The sequence below is a fragment of the Vagococcus luciliae genome, from assembly GCF_024637875.1.
GTDB lineage: Bacteria > Bacillota > Bacilli > Lactobacillales > Vagococcaceae > Vagococcus > Vagococcus luciliae.
In genome coordinates, this window is sequence record NZ_CP102451.1 from 146,523 (window position 1) to 163,971 (window position 17,449).

The 17,449-nt window shown below is 34.7% G+C and carries 22 protein-coding genes; 1 reads left to right on the forward strand and 21 read right to left on the reverse strand.

Annotated elements, in window-relative coordinates; all coding sequences use genetic code 11:
* Window positions 1-27: 27 nt before the first annotated feature.
* The gene (gene pta / locus G314FT_RS00805; protein ID WP_257701663.1) at window positions 28-1,011 is read left to right on the forward strand and encodes a phosphate acetyltransferase; all 984 of its coding nucleotides are present in this window, start codon (window positions 28-30) and stop codon (window positions 1,009-1,011) included.
* 54 nt (window positions 1,012-1,065) lie between these two features.
* Here pta and nox read toward each other — a convergent pair whose 3' ends face one another.
* The 21 genes from nox to eutM (G314FT_RS00910) all read right to left on the reverse strand — a co-directional run bounded on the left by nox (window position 1,066) and on the right by eutM (G314FT_RS00910) (window position 17,321).
* Window positions 1,066-2,394 (reverse strand): H2O-forming NADH oxidase, encoded by a 1,329-nt coding sequence (nox, locus tag G314FT_RS00810; RefSeq protein WP_257701664.1) that lies wholly within the window; start codon window positions 2,392-2,394, stop codon window positions 1,066-1,068.
* A 90-nt stretch (window positions 2,395-2,484) separates the two neighbouring features.
* Entirely contained in the window at window positions 2,485-2,763 is a 279-nt protein-coding gene (eutM, locus tag G314FT_RS00815; protein ID WP_117972452.1) for an ethanolamine utilization microcompartment protein EutM, read from the reverse strand.
* Between the two features lie 28 nt (window positions 2,764-2,791).
* A complete protein-coding gene (locus tag G314FT_RS00820; RefSeq protein ID WP_257701665.1) occupies window positions 2,792-3,430 on the reverse strand; it encodes a phosphate propanoyltransferase in 639 nt (212 codons plus the stop codon).
* A 20-nt stretch (window positions 3,431-3,450) separates the two neighbouring features.
* A complete protein-coding gene (locus G314FT_RS00825) occupies window positions 3,451-4,974 on the reverse strand; it encodes an acetaldehyde dehydrogenase (acetylating) (protein ID WP_257701666.1) in 1,524 nt (507 codons plus the stop codon).
* A gap of 10 nt (window positions 4,975-4,984) precedes the next feature.
* Window positions 4,985-5,578 (reverse strand): BMC domain-containing protein, encoded by a 594-nt coding sequence (locus G314FT_RS00830; protein ID WP_257701667.1) that lies wholly within the window; start codon window positions 5,576-5,578, stop codon window positions 4,985-4,987.
* Window positions 5,578-6,174, reverse strand: coding sequence for a cupin domain-containing protein (locus G314FT_RS00835; RefSeq protein ID WP_257701668.1), 597 nt, complete (start codon window positions 6,172-6,174; stop codon window positions 5,578-5,580). The genes G314FT_RS00830 and G314FT_RS00835 overlap by 1 nt, the downstream gene beginning before the upstream one ends.
* 15 nt (window positions 6,175-6,189) lie before the next feature.
* The gene (locus tag G314FT_RS00840; RefSeq protein ID WP_257701669.1) at window positions 6,190-6,453 is read right to left on the reverse strand and encodes a EutN/CcmL family microcompartment protein; all 264 of its coding nucleotides are present in this window, start codon (window positions 6,451-6,453) and stop codon (window positions 6,190-6,192) included.
* A complete protein-coding gene (locus G314FT_RS00845; RefSeq protein WP_125956330.1) occupies window positions 6,447-6,740 on the reverse strand; it encodes a BMC domain-containing protein in 294 nt (97 codons plus the stop codon). Before G314FT_RS00845 ends, G314FT_RS00840 begins: the two co-directional genes overlap by 7 nt.
* A 12-nt stretch (window positions 6,741-6,752) precedes the next feature.
* Window positions 6,753-7,589 carry an ethanolamine utilization protein EutJ gene (gene eutJ / locus G314FT_RS00850; RefSeq protein ID WP_257701670.1) on the reverse strand — a complete coding sequence of 279 codons (837 nt, stop codon included), beginning with the start codon at window positions 7,587-7,589 and terminating at the stop codon, window positions 6,753-6,755.
* On the reverse strand, window positions 7,561-8,121 hold the full coding sequence (locus G314FT_RS00855) for a hypothetical protein (protein ID WP_257701671.1): 561 nt from the start codon (window positions 8,119-8,121) through the stop codon (window positions 7,561-7,563). Before G314FT_RS00855 ends, eutJ begins: the two co-directional genes overlap by 29 nt.
* Entirely contained in the window at window positions 8,122-9,264 is a 1,143-nt protein-coding gene (locus tag G314FT_RS00860; RefSeq protein ID WP_257701672.1) for a 1-propanol dehydrogenase PduQ, read from the reverse strand.
* 29 nt (window positions 9,265-9,293) lie between these two features.
* Complete coding sequence (locus G314FT_RS00865) at window positions 9,294-9,731, reverse strand: EutP/PduV family microcompartment system protein (protein ID WP_257701673.1); 438 nt, start codon at window positions 9,729-9,731, stop codon at window positions 9,294-9,296.
* Window positions 9,728-10,072, reverse strand: a complete 345-nt coding sequence (locus G314FT_RS00870) for a BMC domain-containing protein (protein WP_125956528.1) — start codon at window positions 10,070-10,072, stop codon at window positions 9,728-9,730. The genes G314FT_RS00865 and G314FT_RS00870 overlap by 4 nt, the downstream gene beginning before the upstream one ends.
* Before the next feature lie 24 nt (window positions 10,073-10,096).
* Complete coding sequence (cutD, locus tag G314FT_RS00875) at window positions 10,097-11,008, reverse strand: choline TMA-lyase-activating enzyme (protein WP_257702468.1); 912 nt, start codon at window positions 11,006-11,008, stop codon at window positions 10,097-10,099.
* A gap of 54 nt (window positions 11,009-11,062) precedes the next feature.
* Window positions 11,063-13,603 carry a choline trimethylamine-lyase gene (gene cutC / locus G314FT_RS00880; protein WP_257701674.1) on the reverse strand — a complete coding sequence of 847 codons (2,541 nt, stop codon included), beginning with the start codon at window positions 13,601-13,603 and terminating at the stop codon, window positions 11,063-11,065.
* 26 nt (window positions 13,604-13,629) lie between these two features.
* A complete protein-coding gene (locus G314FT_RS00885; RefSeq protein ID WP_257701675.1) occupies window positions 13,630-15,051 on the reverse strand; it encodes an aldehyde dehydrogenase family protein in 1,422 nt (473 codons plus the stop codon).
* Entirely contained in the window at window positions 15,052-15,375 is a 324-nt protein-coding gene (locus G314FT_RS00890; RefSeq protein WP_257701676.1) for a BMC domain-containing protein, read from the reverse strand.
* Between the two features lie 16 nt (window positions 15,376-15,391).
* Window positions 15,392-15,688 (reverse strand): BMC domain-containing protein, encoded by a 297-nt coding sequence (locus G314FT_RS00895; RefSeq protein ID WP_257701677.1) that lies wholly within the window; start codon window positions 15,686-15,688, stop codon window positions 15,392-15,394.
* A 46-nt stretch (window positions 15,689-15,734) separates the two neighbouring features.
* Complete coding sequence (locus G314FT_RS00900) at window positions 15,735-16,013, reverse strand: hypothetical protein (protein ID WP_257701678.1); 279 nt, start codon at window positions 16,011-16,013, stop codon at window positions 15,735-15,737.
* A gap of 1 nt (window position 16,014) precedes the next feature.
* Entirely contained in the window at window positions 16,015-17,019 is a 1,005-nt protein-coding gene (locus tag G314FT_RS00905; RefSeq protein WP_257701679.1) for a DMT family transporter, read from the reverse strand.
* Between the two features lie 17 nt (window positions 17,020-17,036).
* Window positions 17,037-17,321 carry an ethanolamine utilization microcompartment protein EutM gene (gene eutM, locus G314FT_RS00910; protein ID WP_117972434.1) on the reverse strand — a complete coding sequence of 95 codons (285 nt, stop codon included), beginning with the start codon at window positions 17,319-17,321 and terminating at the stop codon, window positions 17,037-17,039.
* Window positions 17,322-17,449 lie beyond the last annotated feature (128 nt).

Here is a 17,449-nt window from a genome sequence, read left to right on the forward strand (position 1 = left end):
AGTATAAGAAAATTGGAGGATGTTTTCGTGGAATTATTTGACCAACTTAAACATAAAATTATTAACAAAAATATACGTATGGTTTTTCCTGAGCCAACAGATGAACGCGTTTTAGGTGCTGCTGTTCGTTTAAAATCAGATAACTTAATCGAGCCTGTCTTAATTGGTAAGCCTGAAGAAATCAAAGAATTGGCTGCTTCTCGTGGTTTAAGTGTTGATAACTTAGAAATTATTAACCCTGACACTTACGAAAAATTTGATGAGATGGTTGCTTCTTTCATTGAACGCCGTAAAGGTAAAGCAACAGAAGATCAAGCACGTACTATTTTAAAAGATGAAAACTACTTTGGAACAATGTTAGTTTATATGGACTTAGCTGATGGTTTAGTAAGTGGTGCTGTTCACTCTACTGGTGACACAATTCGCCCTGCTTTACAAATCGTTAAAACTAAACCAGGTGTTAGCCGTACAAGTGGTGCGTTCTTAATGTTAGGTAACCGTGACTCAGAAAAATATATTTTCTCTGATTGTGCTATTAACATCAATCCTGATGCTCAAGCATTAGCAGAAATCGCTGTTGAAAGTGCTAAAACAGCTGAATTATTTGATATTGATCCTAAAGTTGCTTTATTGAGCTTCTCAACAAAAGGATCTGCAAAATCTGAAGAAGTAACAAAAGTCGCTGAAGCAACTCGTATCGCTAAAGAATTAGCGCCTGAAATGGCTATTGATGGTGAATTACAGTTTGACGCTTCTTACGTTCCTTCTGTTGCGAAACAAAAAGCACCTGATTCAGATGTAGCTGGACAAGCAAATGTCTTTATCTTCCCTGAAATCCAATCTGGAAATATTGGCTATAAAATTGCTCAACGTTTAGGTGGATTCCAAGCAATTGGTCCTATCTTGCAAGGGTTAAATAAACCAATTTCTGACTTATCTCGTGGATGTAATGAAGAAGATGTTTACAAATTATCCATCATCACTGCTGGACAAGCAATAATGAATAAATAGTAAACATAAAAAACCAATGCCTTTTCTGAAATAGAAAATCGCATTGGTTTTTATTTATTTGGCATTTAAAGCTGCCAATGTAATATAATTATACGGCTGATTAAAATGTGGTAAAAAGAATAAATCCAATAATTGTAATTCATCTATTGTCAATTTTTTATGAATCGCAAGAGAAAATAGGTGAGTCAGCATGGATACATCTTTTTCAGAACATATTTGTGCGCCTACAATTCGTCTTAAGTCAGTTTCATACACAATACGAAGTTTAACATTGTAATTATCAGCCATAAATGCTGGTTTTTGTAAATCTTCATAATCCGTATAAGATACTGCTAATCCTCTTTTAATAGCTGATTCAAAAGATAAACCAGTTGATGACATATTAAATCCAAATATTGAAATAGCATTAGAGCCTTGCACTCCTAATGAAGCCACTTCTCCACCGCCTATACTATGTCCAGCAACTATTCCACTTCTAACAGCATTTGTAGCTAATGCTATGTAATCCATTTTTTGTAAAGCGTTAGAAAATATGGTCGCGCAATCTCCCACTGCATAAACTGAAGGGTTGCTTGTTTGTTGGTGTTCATCGACAACATAGGCACCATTACGAAACAATTCTAACTCCTGTTTGCCTAAATCATTGTTTGGTAAAAAACCAACAGCATTGATAATCATATCAACTGCATAGTTTCCTTTATCTGTTATAAGTCGCTCTACTGATTGTTTACCTTGATATTCCGTCACTCTTTCTCCAAAGTGAAGCTCTATTCCATTATTGGACAATGTTTCATCCATCTTACTTGAAAATTCCTGGTCATAATAACCCGATAGCGAACGATTTTCTCCATCAAAAAGCAATACTTTTTTCCCTCTTCTTTTTAACGCTTCAGCTATTTCAACTCCAATATAACCTGCTCCAATTACCGCCACTCGTTGAATAGTTTCTTTTTCAGCAAATTCATTGACCTTTTTTCCGTCATTAAATGTTTTTAAACAAAAAATATTATCCAATTCTTTGCCAGGGACATTTAATAAGATGGGTTTAGAACCTGTCGCTAATATTAAGTTATTATATTCTTCAGTAAATGTTTCATGATTTAAATTCGTACAAGTAACGATTTTTTTACGAAAATCAACACGTATAACTTCTGTGCTTGTATAGATTTTAGCACCTTTCTTCTTGAAATCCGACTCATTTAAATAAAATAATCCTTCATATGAATCAATTTGTTGTCCAACCCAAAGTGCTGTTCCGCAACCTAAATAACTAAACTCTGCATTCTTTTCTATAATCACCACCTCATGATGATAATGATTTAATAAAACATTAGCAGCAGCTATTCCTGCATGATTAGAGCCTATAATGACTGTTTTTTTCATCGCTTTCTCCTTTAATATAAAAAGCGGAACATCTCATCTCTTTAAAAGGACAATTTGCACCGCTTTATAGATTATTTCATCATTAATTGATTAGATTTCTGTTGGTAAAATATTTTCTACTTCTGAATGTGGTCTTGGAATAACATGAACAGATAATAATTCTCCAACACGTTGAGCTGCTGCTGCTCCAGCATCTGTTGCTGCTTTAACTGCGCCAACATCACCACGCACCATAACTGTAACAATTCCTCCACCAACTAATTCTTTTCCTACTAAAGATACATTAGCTGCTTTAACCATTGCATCAGCAGCCTCTATTGAACCAATTAGTCCTTTTGTTTCGATCATTCCTAAAGCATCAGATTTCATTATAATTTCCTCCTAAATTTTCTTTATATTAATTTTTTTGAATCACAATAGTTGTGTTAGAACCTACTCCAAGTGCGTTAGCTTCTTCAACGTCAATATGACACTCTAGACCAGCATGGTCGTCTACTCGCACGGTGACTTCATTTAGTACGCCACCTCTGTCTCCATCAAAAGCAATTGAGACATTCTCGCCATCTATCACATCAAATCTTGTCGCATCTTTTGATGGCATATGAATATGTCGTTTAGCAACAATCGCTCCATTGACTATCATTTTAGACCCTTTTGGACCAATCAATGTCACAGATCCTGAATCTTGTAATTCTCCCGATAATCTTAATGGTGCTTTAATTCCTAATTTAAAACAATCACTTTTTAATACTTCTACTTGTGTTTGCTTTCTTTCAGGACCTAAAATTCTAACATTTTCTATCATCCCTTTAGGTCCACAAATCATCACGGTTTCTTTACAAGCATATTGACCAGGTTGAGATAAATCTTTTAATTTCGTCAGCTCATAACCTTTACCAAATAAACACTCTACGTCTTCTCTTGACAAATGAATGTGTCGATTCGATATCCCTACTGGAATACTCAGATCTGTTTGTTTGGATTCTTGTGCGATTTTTTTTAATATTTCTATTAAAAGTTCTTCATAATTTTCCATTCTATCAACTCATCTCTTGATTAATTCATCGTAGATAATATCTGACGAACAACTTTCGTTAGTGTCTCTAAGTCATTTTCTGATACATCCGTTACGTTTTTAGATGCCTCACTCATTTGGCAAACTCTTTCTTCCCCAATACAGAAATTCTCGCCATCTGGATGGAATGTTTTATCATCCTTTACCAGTGTTCGAACATCTTTCAATCCATACGCTACTTTTTTAATGTTTAATAAATGTTTTGGTCCAACATTTTCAGAAACTGAACTTCCACCAAATGTTCCACAGCCTAATGTAAATGAAATTGGTAACCCTGTTGAGATACCTGTTCCACCTTGGCTTCCTCCAGTATTAACTAAAATTCTTGAAGCTGGTTTAGCCGCAAACTTCATCACCATATCTTTATCATTGGTATGAATACTCATCGTATGTCCGATACCATTTTGTAATAACTCAATACTTAAATGACAGGCTTCTTCCCAATTATTTACCACATAAAAACCTAATACCGTTGTTAATTTTTCAAATGATAATGGGTAACCTTTTCCAACACCTTCTTGTCGACCAATCAATACTTTTGTATCGCTTGGTACAGTGATACCTGCTGCTTCTGCAATCACTGTGGCTTCTCGTCCAACAAAACCAGCATTCATCACATAACCATTTTTAAATAGTAAAGCACATACTTTTTCTGTTTCTTCTGGTGTCATGAAATAACCACCTTGTGCTTTAAATTCACGAACAACTTCTTCTTCATTTCCTTTTTCACAGATGATGGATTGTTCTGACGCACAGATAGTTCCATTATCAAATGTTTTAGATGCAATGATTTTTTCCACTGCTGTTTTAACATTAGCTGTTTTTTCAATATAGGCTGGTGAATTTCCTGCCCCAACACCTAATGCTGGTTTTCCTGAACTATAAGCAGCTTTTACCATACCAGGACCACCTGTTGCAATAATTAAACTCACTTCAGGTGCATGTAATAACTCGTTTGTTCCTGCCATAGTTGGTATAGTTGAACAACTAATAATACCATCAGGTGCCCCTGCTGATACTGCAGCGCGATTTAACATCTCAGCTGTTTTTTTCGTGCAATCTAGAGCTGATGGATGTGGTGAAAAGACAATAGCATTTCTTGATTTAATGGCTATCATTGCTTTAAAAATAACTGTAGAAGTAGGGTTAGTTGATGGAATAATCCCTAATACTAATCCCACTGGTTCTGCAACATCAAACGTTCCTTTTAATTCATCTTCTGAAACAATCCCGATTGTTTTTTCATTCTTTATTTCATCATATAAAAGAGTTGAAGCAGCATGATTCTTATACATCTTATCCATCACTTTTCCAAATCCTGTTTCTTCAACAGCTCTTTGTGCTAAATTAGATGATTGTTGACTAACCACTTGAACCATTTTTTGCAAGATATGATCGATTTGCTCTTGTGAAAAAGTCGAAATCTCATTAGCTGCTACTTTACCTTTACGCGCTAAATCTCTTGCTTCTTGTATGGATTTTAAATCTTTATCAAATATTTCCATTCAAACTCCTCTATTCATTGTTTATTAAAAACTCACTTAATGTTTCTACTAATTTTTCTTTACTTGTTTTATAAAGATCTTTTCTAACAATACTAAAATTTGTTTGATGTTTAGCTATTTTTCTCAAATCAACGACTTTCATTTGAGTCAAATGTTGCATCAATTCTTCTTTATCATGATAGGTTAAATTATTTAATTCTAAAAAATCTAAATCTAATGTTTTTTTAGTATCTTCAATTATTAAGGAATTCACCGGCTCTTCTTCTAAAGTGACTGTTTCCTTAACTTCAAGTTCTTCTATTACATCAATACTTTTTTCTATAGACTCTGTTTTATCTATAAAAAGACTGGAATCAACTGCTGGTCTTGCTATCACATGTGATGACACAACTGTATCAAAGGATAGATAAGAAAGGTTCGATTCAGCAGTACTCACAGCTGTGGTTACTGCCGAAACATCGCCTGTAATTAAAATAGAAGTTAATCCTCCACCTACTTTAGTAACACCAAGTAGATGAACGTCAGCTGACTTTAACATGGTATCTGAAGCCGCAATGGTTGCCAAAAGTCCTTTTGTTTCAATCATTCCTAGAGACTCATTCATCAGCTAACACAACCTTTCATCTTCACTTTAATTACTTTTGTTTGCTTGGTGACATCCCAATCAATTACTTCATCTTTAGGCACATATATGATATCTCCATCTGCTAAACATGTTGTACTCTCTTTTAATGTTGCCTTTAATTCTCCCTCAATGATATAAAAGAAAGTATCATCGACTTGTTGTTCAATAAAATGCATTGGATTGATAGAGACATATTCTAAACAACCTTCTCCGTTAGATGAGTGCATTAATTCTTGAGCAAAAACCCCTCGTTCTCTTTGTGGAAAACCCTTTAATTGTATCGTGTGATGTTTTATTATTTCCACACCACTCAAATCTCTTTCGAGAATAAAAGGAGATAACGCGTTATCCATTATTAAATTTTTTAGTAACGTCACTAAAGATTCTTTACTCCATTCCTGTGTTATCATTTCGGATACATTTAACTTGCCTTTTTCAACTTTAAACGTCATATCATATTCTTCAGCTAAATCATTTGCTGAAGGGGTTACAATTGTGTTTTCTGTGATAGGAATGACTCGTTTATTCTCTTCATGGAGTGACTCCACATCACTAGCACAAATCAATTTTTTCATTTTGTCACACTCTCTTTACACTGACTCACAACTTTCATCAATAATACCTATTACAGCAGCATCAATAGGAATAAGATCGTCTTCCAGCATTCGTCTTGCTGCGCTTCCTGTGGCAATAATGACCCGATCACCAATACCTGCCCCAATCACGTCACAGACAACTATAACCTCACCATCTTTTGTACCACCATTAATTTTGGCAAGCATTAACTTCAACCCATTCAATTTATCAGATTTTCGTGTTGCCCAAATATTATCTATTAACGTCGCAGTTACCATTCGTTATTCTTCTCTCTTCGCTTGATTTCTTCAATCGCTGCAACTACTGAGGCTGTATCCCCAAAAATTGCTAGTAAAATCATATTTTGTGGACAACTTCCTCGAATATCTTCAATTGTCACACCAACAGCCTTTTCTGCAACATCTGTGGCACAAATCATCTCTATTAATTTCCCTTGAACTAAGCCAATTGCATCTGGTTTATCTAACTTTTCTTTTGAACTTTTTCGTCTATTTAAAATAGCCATCGTATTTTCACCGGGTGATTTAATAATTCGACAATCCATTTTTTAGCCTCCTTACATTACTTGATTGGTACAACTTAAAGCAATTCCTATTGGTGTGACAAACATTGGATTAATTGGTTTAATCGTTTTTATCCCTGTCTCTTTTTCGATAATTGTTTCAATCCCTTTCAAGCAAGCTGTACCACCAACAAGATAAATATCATTTACCTTATATCCTTTAACTTGATTTGAAATAATTGAAGATATTTTTTGAATCACTGGCTTAACCACGAGTAATAATTCATCATGATGTTTTACATTACGTTTATATTTTTCTGCTTGTTCAAAATTAAATTTATAATTTCCAGCAATAACTAATGATAAGTGAGTACCCCCTGTTGCTTCATCTGCAACTTTCACTACTTTTCCATTTTCTAAAATAGCAATCCCTGTTGTTCCTCCACCAATATCAACCACAGCGCCATCAGTTAATCCTAATAACTGATTGGCTGCTGTTGGTTCATCTAATACATTAGTCAACTCAAACCCTGCACTTTGTACGACATTTTTTATAGCCCCACCATCTAAACCATCTGTTCCAGGTGGTAAAGAGGCTGCTGCATAAACAAGTGTAGTGCCTAATTTTTTTTCTAACTCTTCTTTTAATTCTCTAACAATATCAACGGCCCCTACATAGTCAACTACCATTCCATCTCTGACAACATTGGCGTATTGATAAGCACCTGCAACAGGTTGATAATCGCTACCTAAAACAACTAAAACAATACAAGCTGTTCCTAAATCAACTCCTGTATAAAACACGTCAGATTTACTTTTTTTAGGTGTTTTAATAACCGTTTCAAATGTTTGAATAAACTTATTACAGTGTAACGTCATCTCGTTTGTCATCTATACCTCCAACTATCGTTTCCACAATGTCAACTAACTCTGTCACTATCTTCCTAAATCCATGACAAAATTCAGGAAATTGATGAGTCATTAAACAAAGTAAACCATAGACTTTTTGTAATTTTACTAGTAGTGGTCCTTCTAAGTACGTCACATATGGGTAAATATCCACAAATAGTGGTAAATTTTCATCATTCAGATCTTTTGGTTGCTCTAAAGTTTCTCTCATAAATGATTCCAATAACAGAATTCGTTTAGAAACACGATGTTTAATCGTTTCACTCAGAAAATAAGCTTCCAATATTTCTGATGAGAGAATCTCTTTATACCCCATCCATTCGGTCAATTGCTTTTCCTTTTGTAACGTCTTTTCTTGTGTCTTTTTATATTTATGTGTTGTCACATCAATTTTTCTGTCTAATAAAAACTGCCTTGCTTCTGGTGTTAATTTTTGGTTTTTTTCTAACACAAACTGATTAAATGCCTTTTTTTTATACATCATTCTTAATTCTTTTTCTGTAAAAAAATACATTTAATACCCACCTCTCAACAACTTACGATAAATCATTTCTAAGTCTGCTTGCTGAGGTTTTCGAGGATTTGTCAACGTGCATTTATCTTGCATTGCTTTTTCAGCCATTTCTGGAATAGCTTCTAGAAATGCTTGGTGATCAATTCCAAATTCTTCAATCGATTGAGGTAAATCTAATTGTTTCATCAAACGTTTTAATTTAGAAATAAACGCATAAACAGTTGATTTAGCCGTTCCTGATTGTATACCTAGAACACCTGCAATACGTCGATATTTTTCTAAATTGTCTGTTTCTCTATCATTTTCTAATTCCGCATTATAAGAGATAACATGAGGAAGTAATAATGCATTTACTCTTCCATGAGGTAAATGGAAACGTCCTCCTAGCGCATGTGATAAGCTATGACAAATCCCCAACGATGCCTCGTTAAACGCTATTCCAGCTAAACAAGAAGCGTTATGAATACTTTCTCTAATATCTATGTTTTCACCATCGTTATAAGCTGTTACTAGTTTATCCCAGATAATCGTGATTGCTTTTTCACCATTTGCATCTGTAAAATCATTAGCTTTTGTTGAAGCTAATGCCTCAATACAATGTGTGAAAACATCTATCCCAGTATCTGCTGTAATATTTTTAGGAACAGTTAAAACCAATTTAGGATCTAATATTGCCACATCTGGAATCATTTTCTTATCAACCAATGCATATTTGCTATCAGATATTGGATCTGAAATAACTGAAAATGATGTCACTTCACTGCCTGTTCCACTTGTAGTTGGAATGCAAATAAGAGAAATAGAGATATCTTGATGCACTATTTGATAAATATAACGAATTGCCTTTGCCGCATCCATTGCCGATCCACCACCAAGAGCGATGATGCTATCTGGTTCAACCGATAAAGCAGAAACAAGTCCTTTTGTTACAATCTCAATGGTTGGATCAGGTGTGATCTCAGAAAAAATAGTACATTCAATCTCACTTTTAGCTAATAAATTCACCAACTCATCTGCTCTTCCACATTGAACCATGTATGGATCACAAACTAACAACACTTTTTTTAATGTTAATTGACTTAATTCTTCTAAAGAATCTTTTCCTGAAAAAATTTCAGTCGCCATTTGAAATTCATTTAACAAAATAACACCTCCTCTCTAACATTATGTTTTTACCACTTCAAAGTATTTATTAAATACTCTACGTCTGTTTCTTTTTCTAAATCTACTTGATACCACGTTTTAGATAATCCTATCTTTTCAATAACATTTAGTGCTTGTTTTTGATCTTTTTCCGTATATGATTTTCCATGACTCGTTATCATTCCCACAACTGGTACACGAAAAATTTTTGAAAAATTTGGTGGATAACTTACTTTAGAGGACTTAATAGGGACTAAAAATAACGCACAACTAGCTGTTTGTTGTAATGCAATAATATGTTTATGCATCCATGGACTCTCTAAATAAGTATCAGGAACAATCATTGTTTTTTCTGTATATAATACATTTGCTACTTTTCTTATTTCTGTTTGAGATTGCTCAATATATTGAGCAATCTCCCTTTTTCCACTTTGTTTAGGTCCAATGATCAGCACACGTTTTTTCATGTACGTGTCACCTTAACAACCTCGTAATTCAATGTCTGTTTTAACACATTGACAACTGTTTGAAGAGATTCTTCCACACTTTGAACATCTCCTGAAATCAATACAGAACCTGTAAATCGATCAAGAAAACCAACCTGTACATCAGCACTTTTCCCTGCAATATCCGCGGCAATAATAGCTGTTTCAAATGGAGAAATGGTTAAAATACCGATTGCACCTTCATTTTCAATACCTAGAGAGTCATAAATTTCTTCAATTGGAGAAGCAATAACATGAGCTAACGTTACTTGCTTTCCTGGAACTGACTCTTCTATTACTCGTTTAACAGTATCATCTAACAGTTTAACCACCTCTTTTTCACTATTTTAATGTCGCACCACTTTTACAAAGAAATCATATTCTTTAATCCAACTTTCAATCTGATCTAACTCTTCATCAGATAATGATGGGTCACCATCTACTGGATATTCCATACCTAATTGCCCATATTTATTCACACCCAATTTATGATAAGGCAGTAAATCAATCCCTTTAAAATTAGGGTAATCTTTATAAGGCAATAAGAAATTAACAATTTGTTCTATTTCTGGTTTGCTATCATTAATCATTTTTAACATTGGCATTCTGATGTGAACATCGTGTCCATCTTCTAGTAGTTGTTTTAGATTCTCTAAAATCCGTTCATTACTAATCCCAGTTAATTGATTATGTTTCACTGGATCCATATGTTTTAAATCATATAAGAATAAATCCACATACTCAGCGATTGCCATCAAGCGATCCATTCGTGAGTGACCACATGTTTCAATAGCTGTGTTAATACCATCTGCTTTACATGCTTGCAATAAGGCAAGAGCTGCTTCAGGTTGTGCGGTGCATTCACCACCACTTAGTGTCACCCCTCCACCAGATTGTTCATAAAACTCATCATCTTCATGAATAATCTCCATCACTTCTGAAATAGATCGTATTTCTCCTGTAATGTTTAAAGCTGACATTGGGCAAACAGCCACACATTCTTGACATCCTGTACAAGCAATATCACGATTCACTTGATGATTACCTTTTTCATCAATGTAATGAATTCCAACTGGGCAAGCATCCACACAAGCATGGCAATCACTGCAAATACTTTCTTTATACATGACTTGAAATTTTCGTTCTAACCCCTCCGGATTAGCACACCATTGGCATCTTAAGGGACAGCCTTTAAAAAATACAATCGTCCGGATACCAGGTCCATCATAAAGACTATATTTTTGGATATTAAAAACCATCACCTGTCTTTCGACTGAATCTATCAATTGATTCACCACTTTTCTAACTTATTGCTAAAATTTTGTTATCATTGTACGGCTGATAATCTCATCTTGAACGTCTTGACATAATTCAACAAAGAAAGCACTATATCCTGCAACACGAACAATCAAATCACGATATTGTTCCGGATGTTTTTGCGCATCTAAGAGTGTTTCGTTATCAAGGTAGTTAAATTGCATTTCACCATTTCCTAGTACACTAGCTGTTTTAAGTAATGTAATTAAGCTGTTTTCTCCCTCTTCTGTATCCAACATACCTGACATAATTTTAAAGTTATGAACCATTCCCATATTCATCGTATCATTAGCCATTTTAGAAACAGATTTAATAATCGCTGTAGGGCCTTTAAAATCTGCACCTTGTGTTGGACTGATACCATCTGACAACGGAATCCATGCTTTACGACCATTAGCAGATGCTCCTGTCAATTGTCCTAAAGGTGTATTGTTTGAAATAGATAACGTTCCATGACATAATTCTGAGAATAACGTTTTGTGTTTACGATGTTCTTTTTCTGTAAAGTGAATAAGATCTGCTGCAATTAAATCTGCATAGTCATCATCATTTCCATATTTTGGTGCATTTAAGCAATCTGTTCTGACTTGTTCATAGCCAACAAAGTCTGCTTTTAATGCTGTATTAAGTTCTTCAAGTGTGTATTTGTTCTCTTCAAAGACTAATTTTTTAATAGCTGCCATTGAATCTGTATACGTTGCCAATCCTGACCAAACCACACCAGGACCAAAGTTATACATCGCTCCACCACTTGATACATCTTTTCCATTTTCCATACAACCTTCATACATGATTGACATTAATGGTTTTGGTGCTAAATCTCGGTGAACACGTTGAGTGATAACCGTTGCGATGGATGATAATTCTGTCACATATTTGATTTGCTCTTTAACAGCTTCTTCAAATTGTTCATATGTTTTATATTGTGATACATCACCTAAATCTGGACAAACTTGTTTGCCATACCATAAAGGAACCCCTCTGTTTAACACTAATTCGATACAAATTGGCCATTGTGTGTAGGCTGTAGATGTCCATTGATAAAGTCTTCCTGATTTTTGTGGTTCAACACAACCCATTAAACAATAATCACGTGCATCTTCAATCGACACACCTTTAGCTAACATCATCTTGATATGTGTGTCATCAAAATGACAGGCAGGGAATCCAATTCCAGCACGAACAACATCCACAATTTTTTTCAAGTATTCACGTGGGGAACGATTATGAATTCGACAAGCTAATGATGGTTGGTACACTTTTACATGTCTCACAGCATCCATTAATAAATAAGTTAAATCATTGGTTGCGTCATAGCCTTCACGAGTTACTCCGCCCACGCACATATTGACAAATGGTTGATAACCAGCAAAGAATTTAGAACCACCTTCACTTGTTATCCACATCATTTCTGACATTTTGATTAACATACAACCCGCTAATTCAAATGCTTCAAACTCACTCATCCGACCAGTTTCGATATCATTCTTAAAGAATGGATACATGTATTGGTCGACACGACCAATTGACATACCTGTTTGATTTTCTTCAACAACAAGTAAAGATTCAATTGTCCAAACTGCTTGAATCGCTTCCCAAAATGTTTCAGGTTTATTAGCTGGTACTTTAGCATTAATTTCTGAAATCTTTTGTAATTCTTTTTTACGTTGTGGATTAGTCTCTTTTGCTGCAAGTTGAGCGGCATATTCTGACATACGACGAGCGTAAATCATCACACCTTCAGCTGTTTCGATAATTGATTTGTAGAAATAAATTTTTTCAATATCTTCAGGATTGTCATAGCTTAATTTATCTAATTGTTCTTGTGCTTCTTTTTGGACATCTAGCATGCCTTTTTTCATTAAAATGACATCATAACCAGGATTCGAATCTCCCCCACCATTTACTGCATGGTAAGAACAATCTGATACAAATGATTCACCAGAAATTTCCCAAACGCCAGCTTCTCTAAATTGATCTTCACAGTATTCATCAATTGATTTACCTTTCCAAAATGGGAATAATTCTTCTCTCATGATACGTTTGTCTTCATCAGAAATATAAAATGGATCCTGTGGTCTACTAGAAATCGTATCAATTTCTTCTTCCATCCAACGCCATGCAATATCTGGTGAAAAAGATCCAGCTCTTGGCGCGCCATTTGGAGCCCCAACAATTAATTCATTCTCTTGAATAACTAAAGGTGCTGTTTCACAACTTTTCTTAAATGATTTTGATCGTAAAATATTTTTAGGCATTCCAGGATTTTCTCTGGCTATTTCTGTCATCACCCGTGCTTTATGAGTCGTGATAGTTGGTTTTTGTTTTAAGTAATTTTCTTTCAAAGCTTCCAATCTAGGTGTTATACCATTTGGCACGCCTGATTGATTACCGCTTACAAAAGTTAAATCAACTGAATCTGTTTTTGTAATATCATCTGATACTGAAGCAAACATTTTCATCAATGCTTGTTGTTCTTCTGTACTTAACTCTTTTGTCGCTTCAGCTAATTTAGCTGAGAATTCTTTAATATCCATCTTAATTCCTCACTTTACATAATGTTTTAAGCTAAAATTTTTCGTAAAATCTCTTCTAACATTTTTTCATGAGATTCTTCATCAACATTATTAACGTGTTCAATACACTGCGTTGAATGACTAATTTCTCTAATATACGTTAAATCTGATGCTGTTATATTTTTCGCGCTTATTCCTTTACCAGTTGTTAAACCACCTAACAGACATGAAGTTGCTAGCGTTGAGTTTATCCCCATACTAGCTAAAGAAGACGGTGAATTAACTATCATTCTTCCTACCGGTTTTTTTAAGGCAAATTGATTTAATACTTCTAAATTATTTGAATGTATCGCTATTGTATGACCATTATTTTTTTCCTTTAATAACCGAATTGATTTTTCACACGCATGCATCCAATCAGGTTCTAAATAAAAAGCAATGACTGGGCATTTCATTTCATTAACAAAAGGATCTAGTTCATGCACGTAATGTTTTTCCGATACTAAAACACTGGTATTATCTTCAATAGAAAAATGAGCCAATTCAGCTAGTTCATAAGCATTTTTTCCAACACATATAGGATTAATGCCATTATCTTTAGGCTGTAACAAATTAAGTAGCTGATGCTCTTCTTCCTCAGATAAAAAGTGCGCCCCTTTTTGTTGTAGCTGTTGTTTCACTTCACTAGCGATACTTTGTTCAACTATTAAATATTGTTCTGATCCTGGCAACATCCCATTATCTAATGAGCGACTGTCTATCACTGACTGTACGGCATCTGACACATTAGCAGTGTGCTCGATAAAAGCTGGTGTCCCTCCTGTTCCTCCATAAATTATCGGCTTTTGAGTATTGGTTGTGTTGTTTATTTTTCCAGCCGAAATAATCATTGAAGTATTTTTATGTGTCACTATTTCTAATATGCCACTTTCAGAAATACTCTCAAGACATGTGATACAACCTACTGGTAACCCATATTTTTCACAAATATTTTTCACACTATTTACGACATGAATTGTTGTATGATAGGCTTCATTATCAGGGATAACAATGATACTATTACCTGATTTGATGCCGATAACGATACTATATAATGTGTTTAAAATGACATTATTTTCTGATGGAAAGACTACTATCACACCTAAAGGCACGCCCACTTTTAAAATATTCCCCGCAGAATCTTTTAAAAGCTCTCCGATACACTGTTGATTAGATAATTCTTTTTCTAGCTGTGATAAGAAATGTGTTAATAACCATTCTTTGTCTTTTATAGAACCACGTTTTGTTTCATTTACTTCCATATCTATAAAGTGTGCTAATTCCATTGTGATATTTTCTAATAATTGATTAATTATTTTATCTAAGTAACTTTGCTTATAGTCTTTAACTAAAAATTGAGCATTTCTTGCGTTTTCAACAAGAATTCTGGCTTCTTGGATTGATAACAGATCTTTATCTGCTCTACTCATCTAAACAGCAGCTCCCTCCTCTTGAAGCGGTTCATCAAGCAATTGATAATACTGAATGATTTTATTTAAATCCATATGTGGTCCAGCAATTACTACTGAGCTATAAATTTCTGCTCCTAGTTTTTCAACTGCTGATGTTCCAGCTTCTACTGCTGCTTTACATGCAGCAACGTCACCTTTTACAATGACTGAAATATACCCTGATGCAACATTTTCATAGCCGACTAACTCAACATCTGCTGCTTTGCACATTGCATCGCATGCTTCTAGCACAAATACCAAACCGAATGTTTCGATTGCGCCGATTGCTTCAAAACTTTGCATACGCATACCCTCCTCTTTATCCATCAATACTGTGAACCGATACAATTTTTCCGATTTCTTCAATAGGTCTTGGCATGACGTTATGCGCTGTTAATGTCCCGATTTCTTTTGCCGCTCTTGCTCCAGCTTCTACCGCACTTTCAACCGCTGCCACATCACCTTTCACCATAATGGTAACTAATGTCGATCCTATATTTTCATATGAAATTAATTCAACGTTTGCTGCCTTTAGCATTTCATCACATGCTTTTAATGCAGGTACTAATCCGATTGTTTCGACTAAACCTAATGCTTCTTGACCTCTGTATACCAAGTTCAATCCCCCTTATTATTCAATTCACAAGTTGTTAGAAAAAAGTTTATCTATAAGCCTTATCAACATATTTATCCACTGTTTTTCTTCCTTCTTCGGTAATGATGTAGTACATTAATAACTCATCATTTTCATCTAGATTATAGCTATCTAACTCAACTAAACCGTTGGCTTCAAGCGCCATAAGATGTTCTGAAAATAATCTTTGGTTAAATTGTTTTTCTTCACCATATTGTGATTTCAGTTGTACCATCACTTCTTGGACATTATATTTTTTTCTGCCATACATTTGATTTAAAACAGCTGTTCTTGCAGGTAAAAGCATATTACGCTTCCCCCTTTCTGAATAAATCAAATGGGTTCATTGTTACTAGAATGGCTCCCATAACAATCAATATTGATCCAATAATCATAGTTGGTGTAATTGTGTCTCCTAAAAATAAAACACTGAATATAACACCCCAAAAAGCATAAGTAACATTTAACGACATTCCAACGGCTGTTCCAACCATTGCATTTGCTTTATACCATGTTAAAAATGAAATTCCTGCACTTAGTCCTGAGAAAATCAACCAAATAACTGGTGTAACAGCTGATAATGTATTAAATAATAAGTCTACACCACCAATAACCGGTAAAATAAAAATAATTACAACAAGTCCTGAAACTAATTCACGTAAATTAACCGCTACATCTGTATCAATCATGGCACCACCAAAACTTGAAAACACACCTTCTAATCCCCAACATACTGCTGCAACTAATGCACAAATGATACCTAGTGTGAAGTTTGGTGCGCCTTCTGGAGCGACCATGTTAATTGTAATAGCACCTAATACACAAATAATCATGCCAATAACAATTCTTAATGTTGGTTTTTGTTTTAAAAAGATCCATGAGAACAAAGCACCAAACAAACTACAAGTAGCTGAAATTGGAATAGCATATGCACCCGCTAAAGCTAGTCCAACAAGATATGCACCATTTGCAATAGGCCCTCCTAATAAAAATCCAACAACCAACATTTTTCCGGGTTTGGTTTTAACCATACGAATAATTTCTTTAAGTCTGCCTTCTTTAGCGTTATAAAATAATAAAAATATTCCAGCAAAAAAATCATTTAATCCCGAACAAACGAAAGGAGCTGCTAAAATACCAACTGCACTTGTTAAAGGATCATACCCACTGGCTACTACCACAAGTGTGGAATAAATAGCATAAGTAATACCAGATATTAGTCCATTAGTAATCCCTTTCATTCTAAATTTTTTATTTACTAAGCTCATCTTTGTATCTGCGGATGAACATACCATGTTTTTTTGAGTTTCCATTAATGTTCCCCCTTAATTTAGTTGTTGTTTCTTAATGGTAAAATATTTTCCACTTCACCATGTGGTCTAGGGATTACATGTACAGAAAGAAGTTCTCCTACACGCTCTGCAGCACTTGCTCCTGCATCTGTTGCTGCTTTAACTGCTCCTACGTCACCTCTTACCATTACTGTTACAATACCGCCTCCAACAAATTCACGACCGACTAATGACACGTTTGCTGCCTTCACCATAGCATCTGCTGCCTCGATTGAACCTATTAATCCTTTTGTTTCCACCATTCCTAATGCATCGTACTTCATCTTTTTTTCCTCCTATTATAAAGCGTTTTCTTTTTTTGTTTATAGTTATAATCTAGAACATCCCCTTAAGGTGAGAGTCAAACACATTTTTATGACTGATACACCAAACTCCCTGTACTACTGAAATC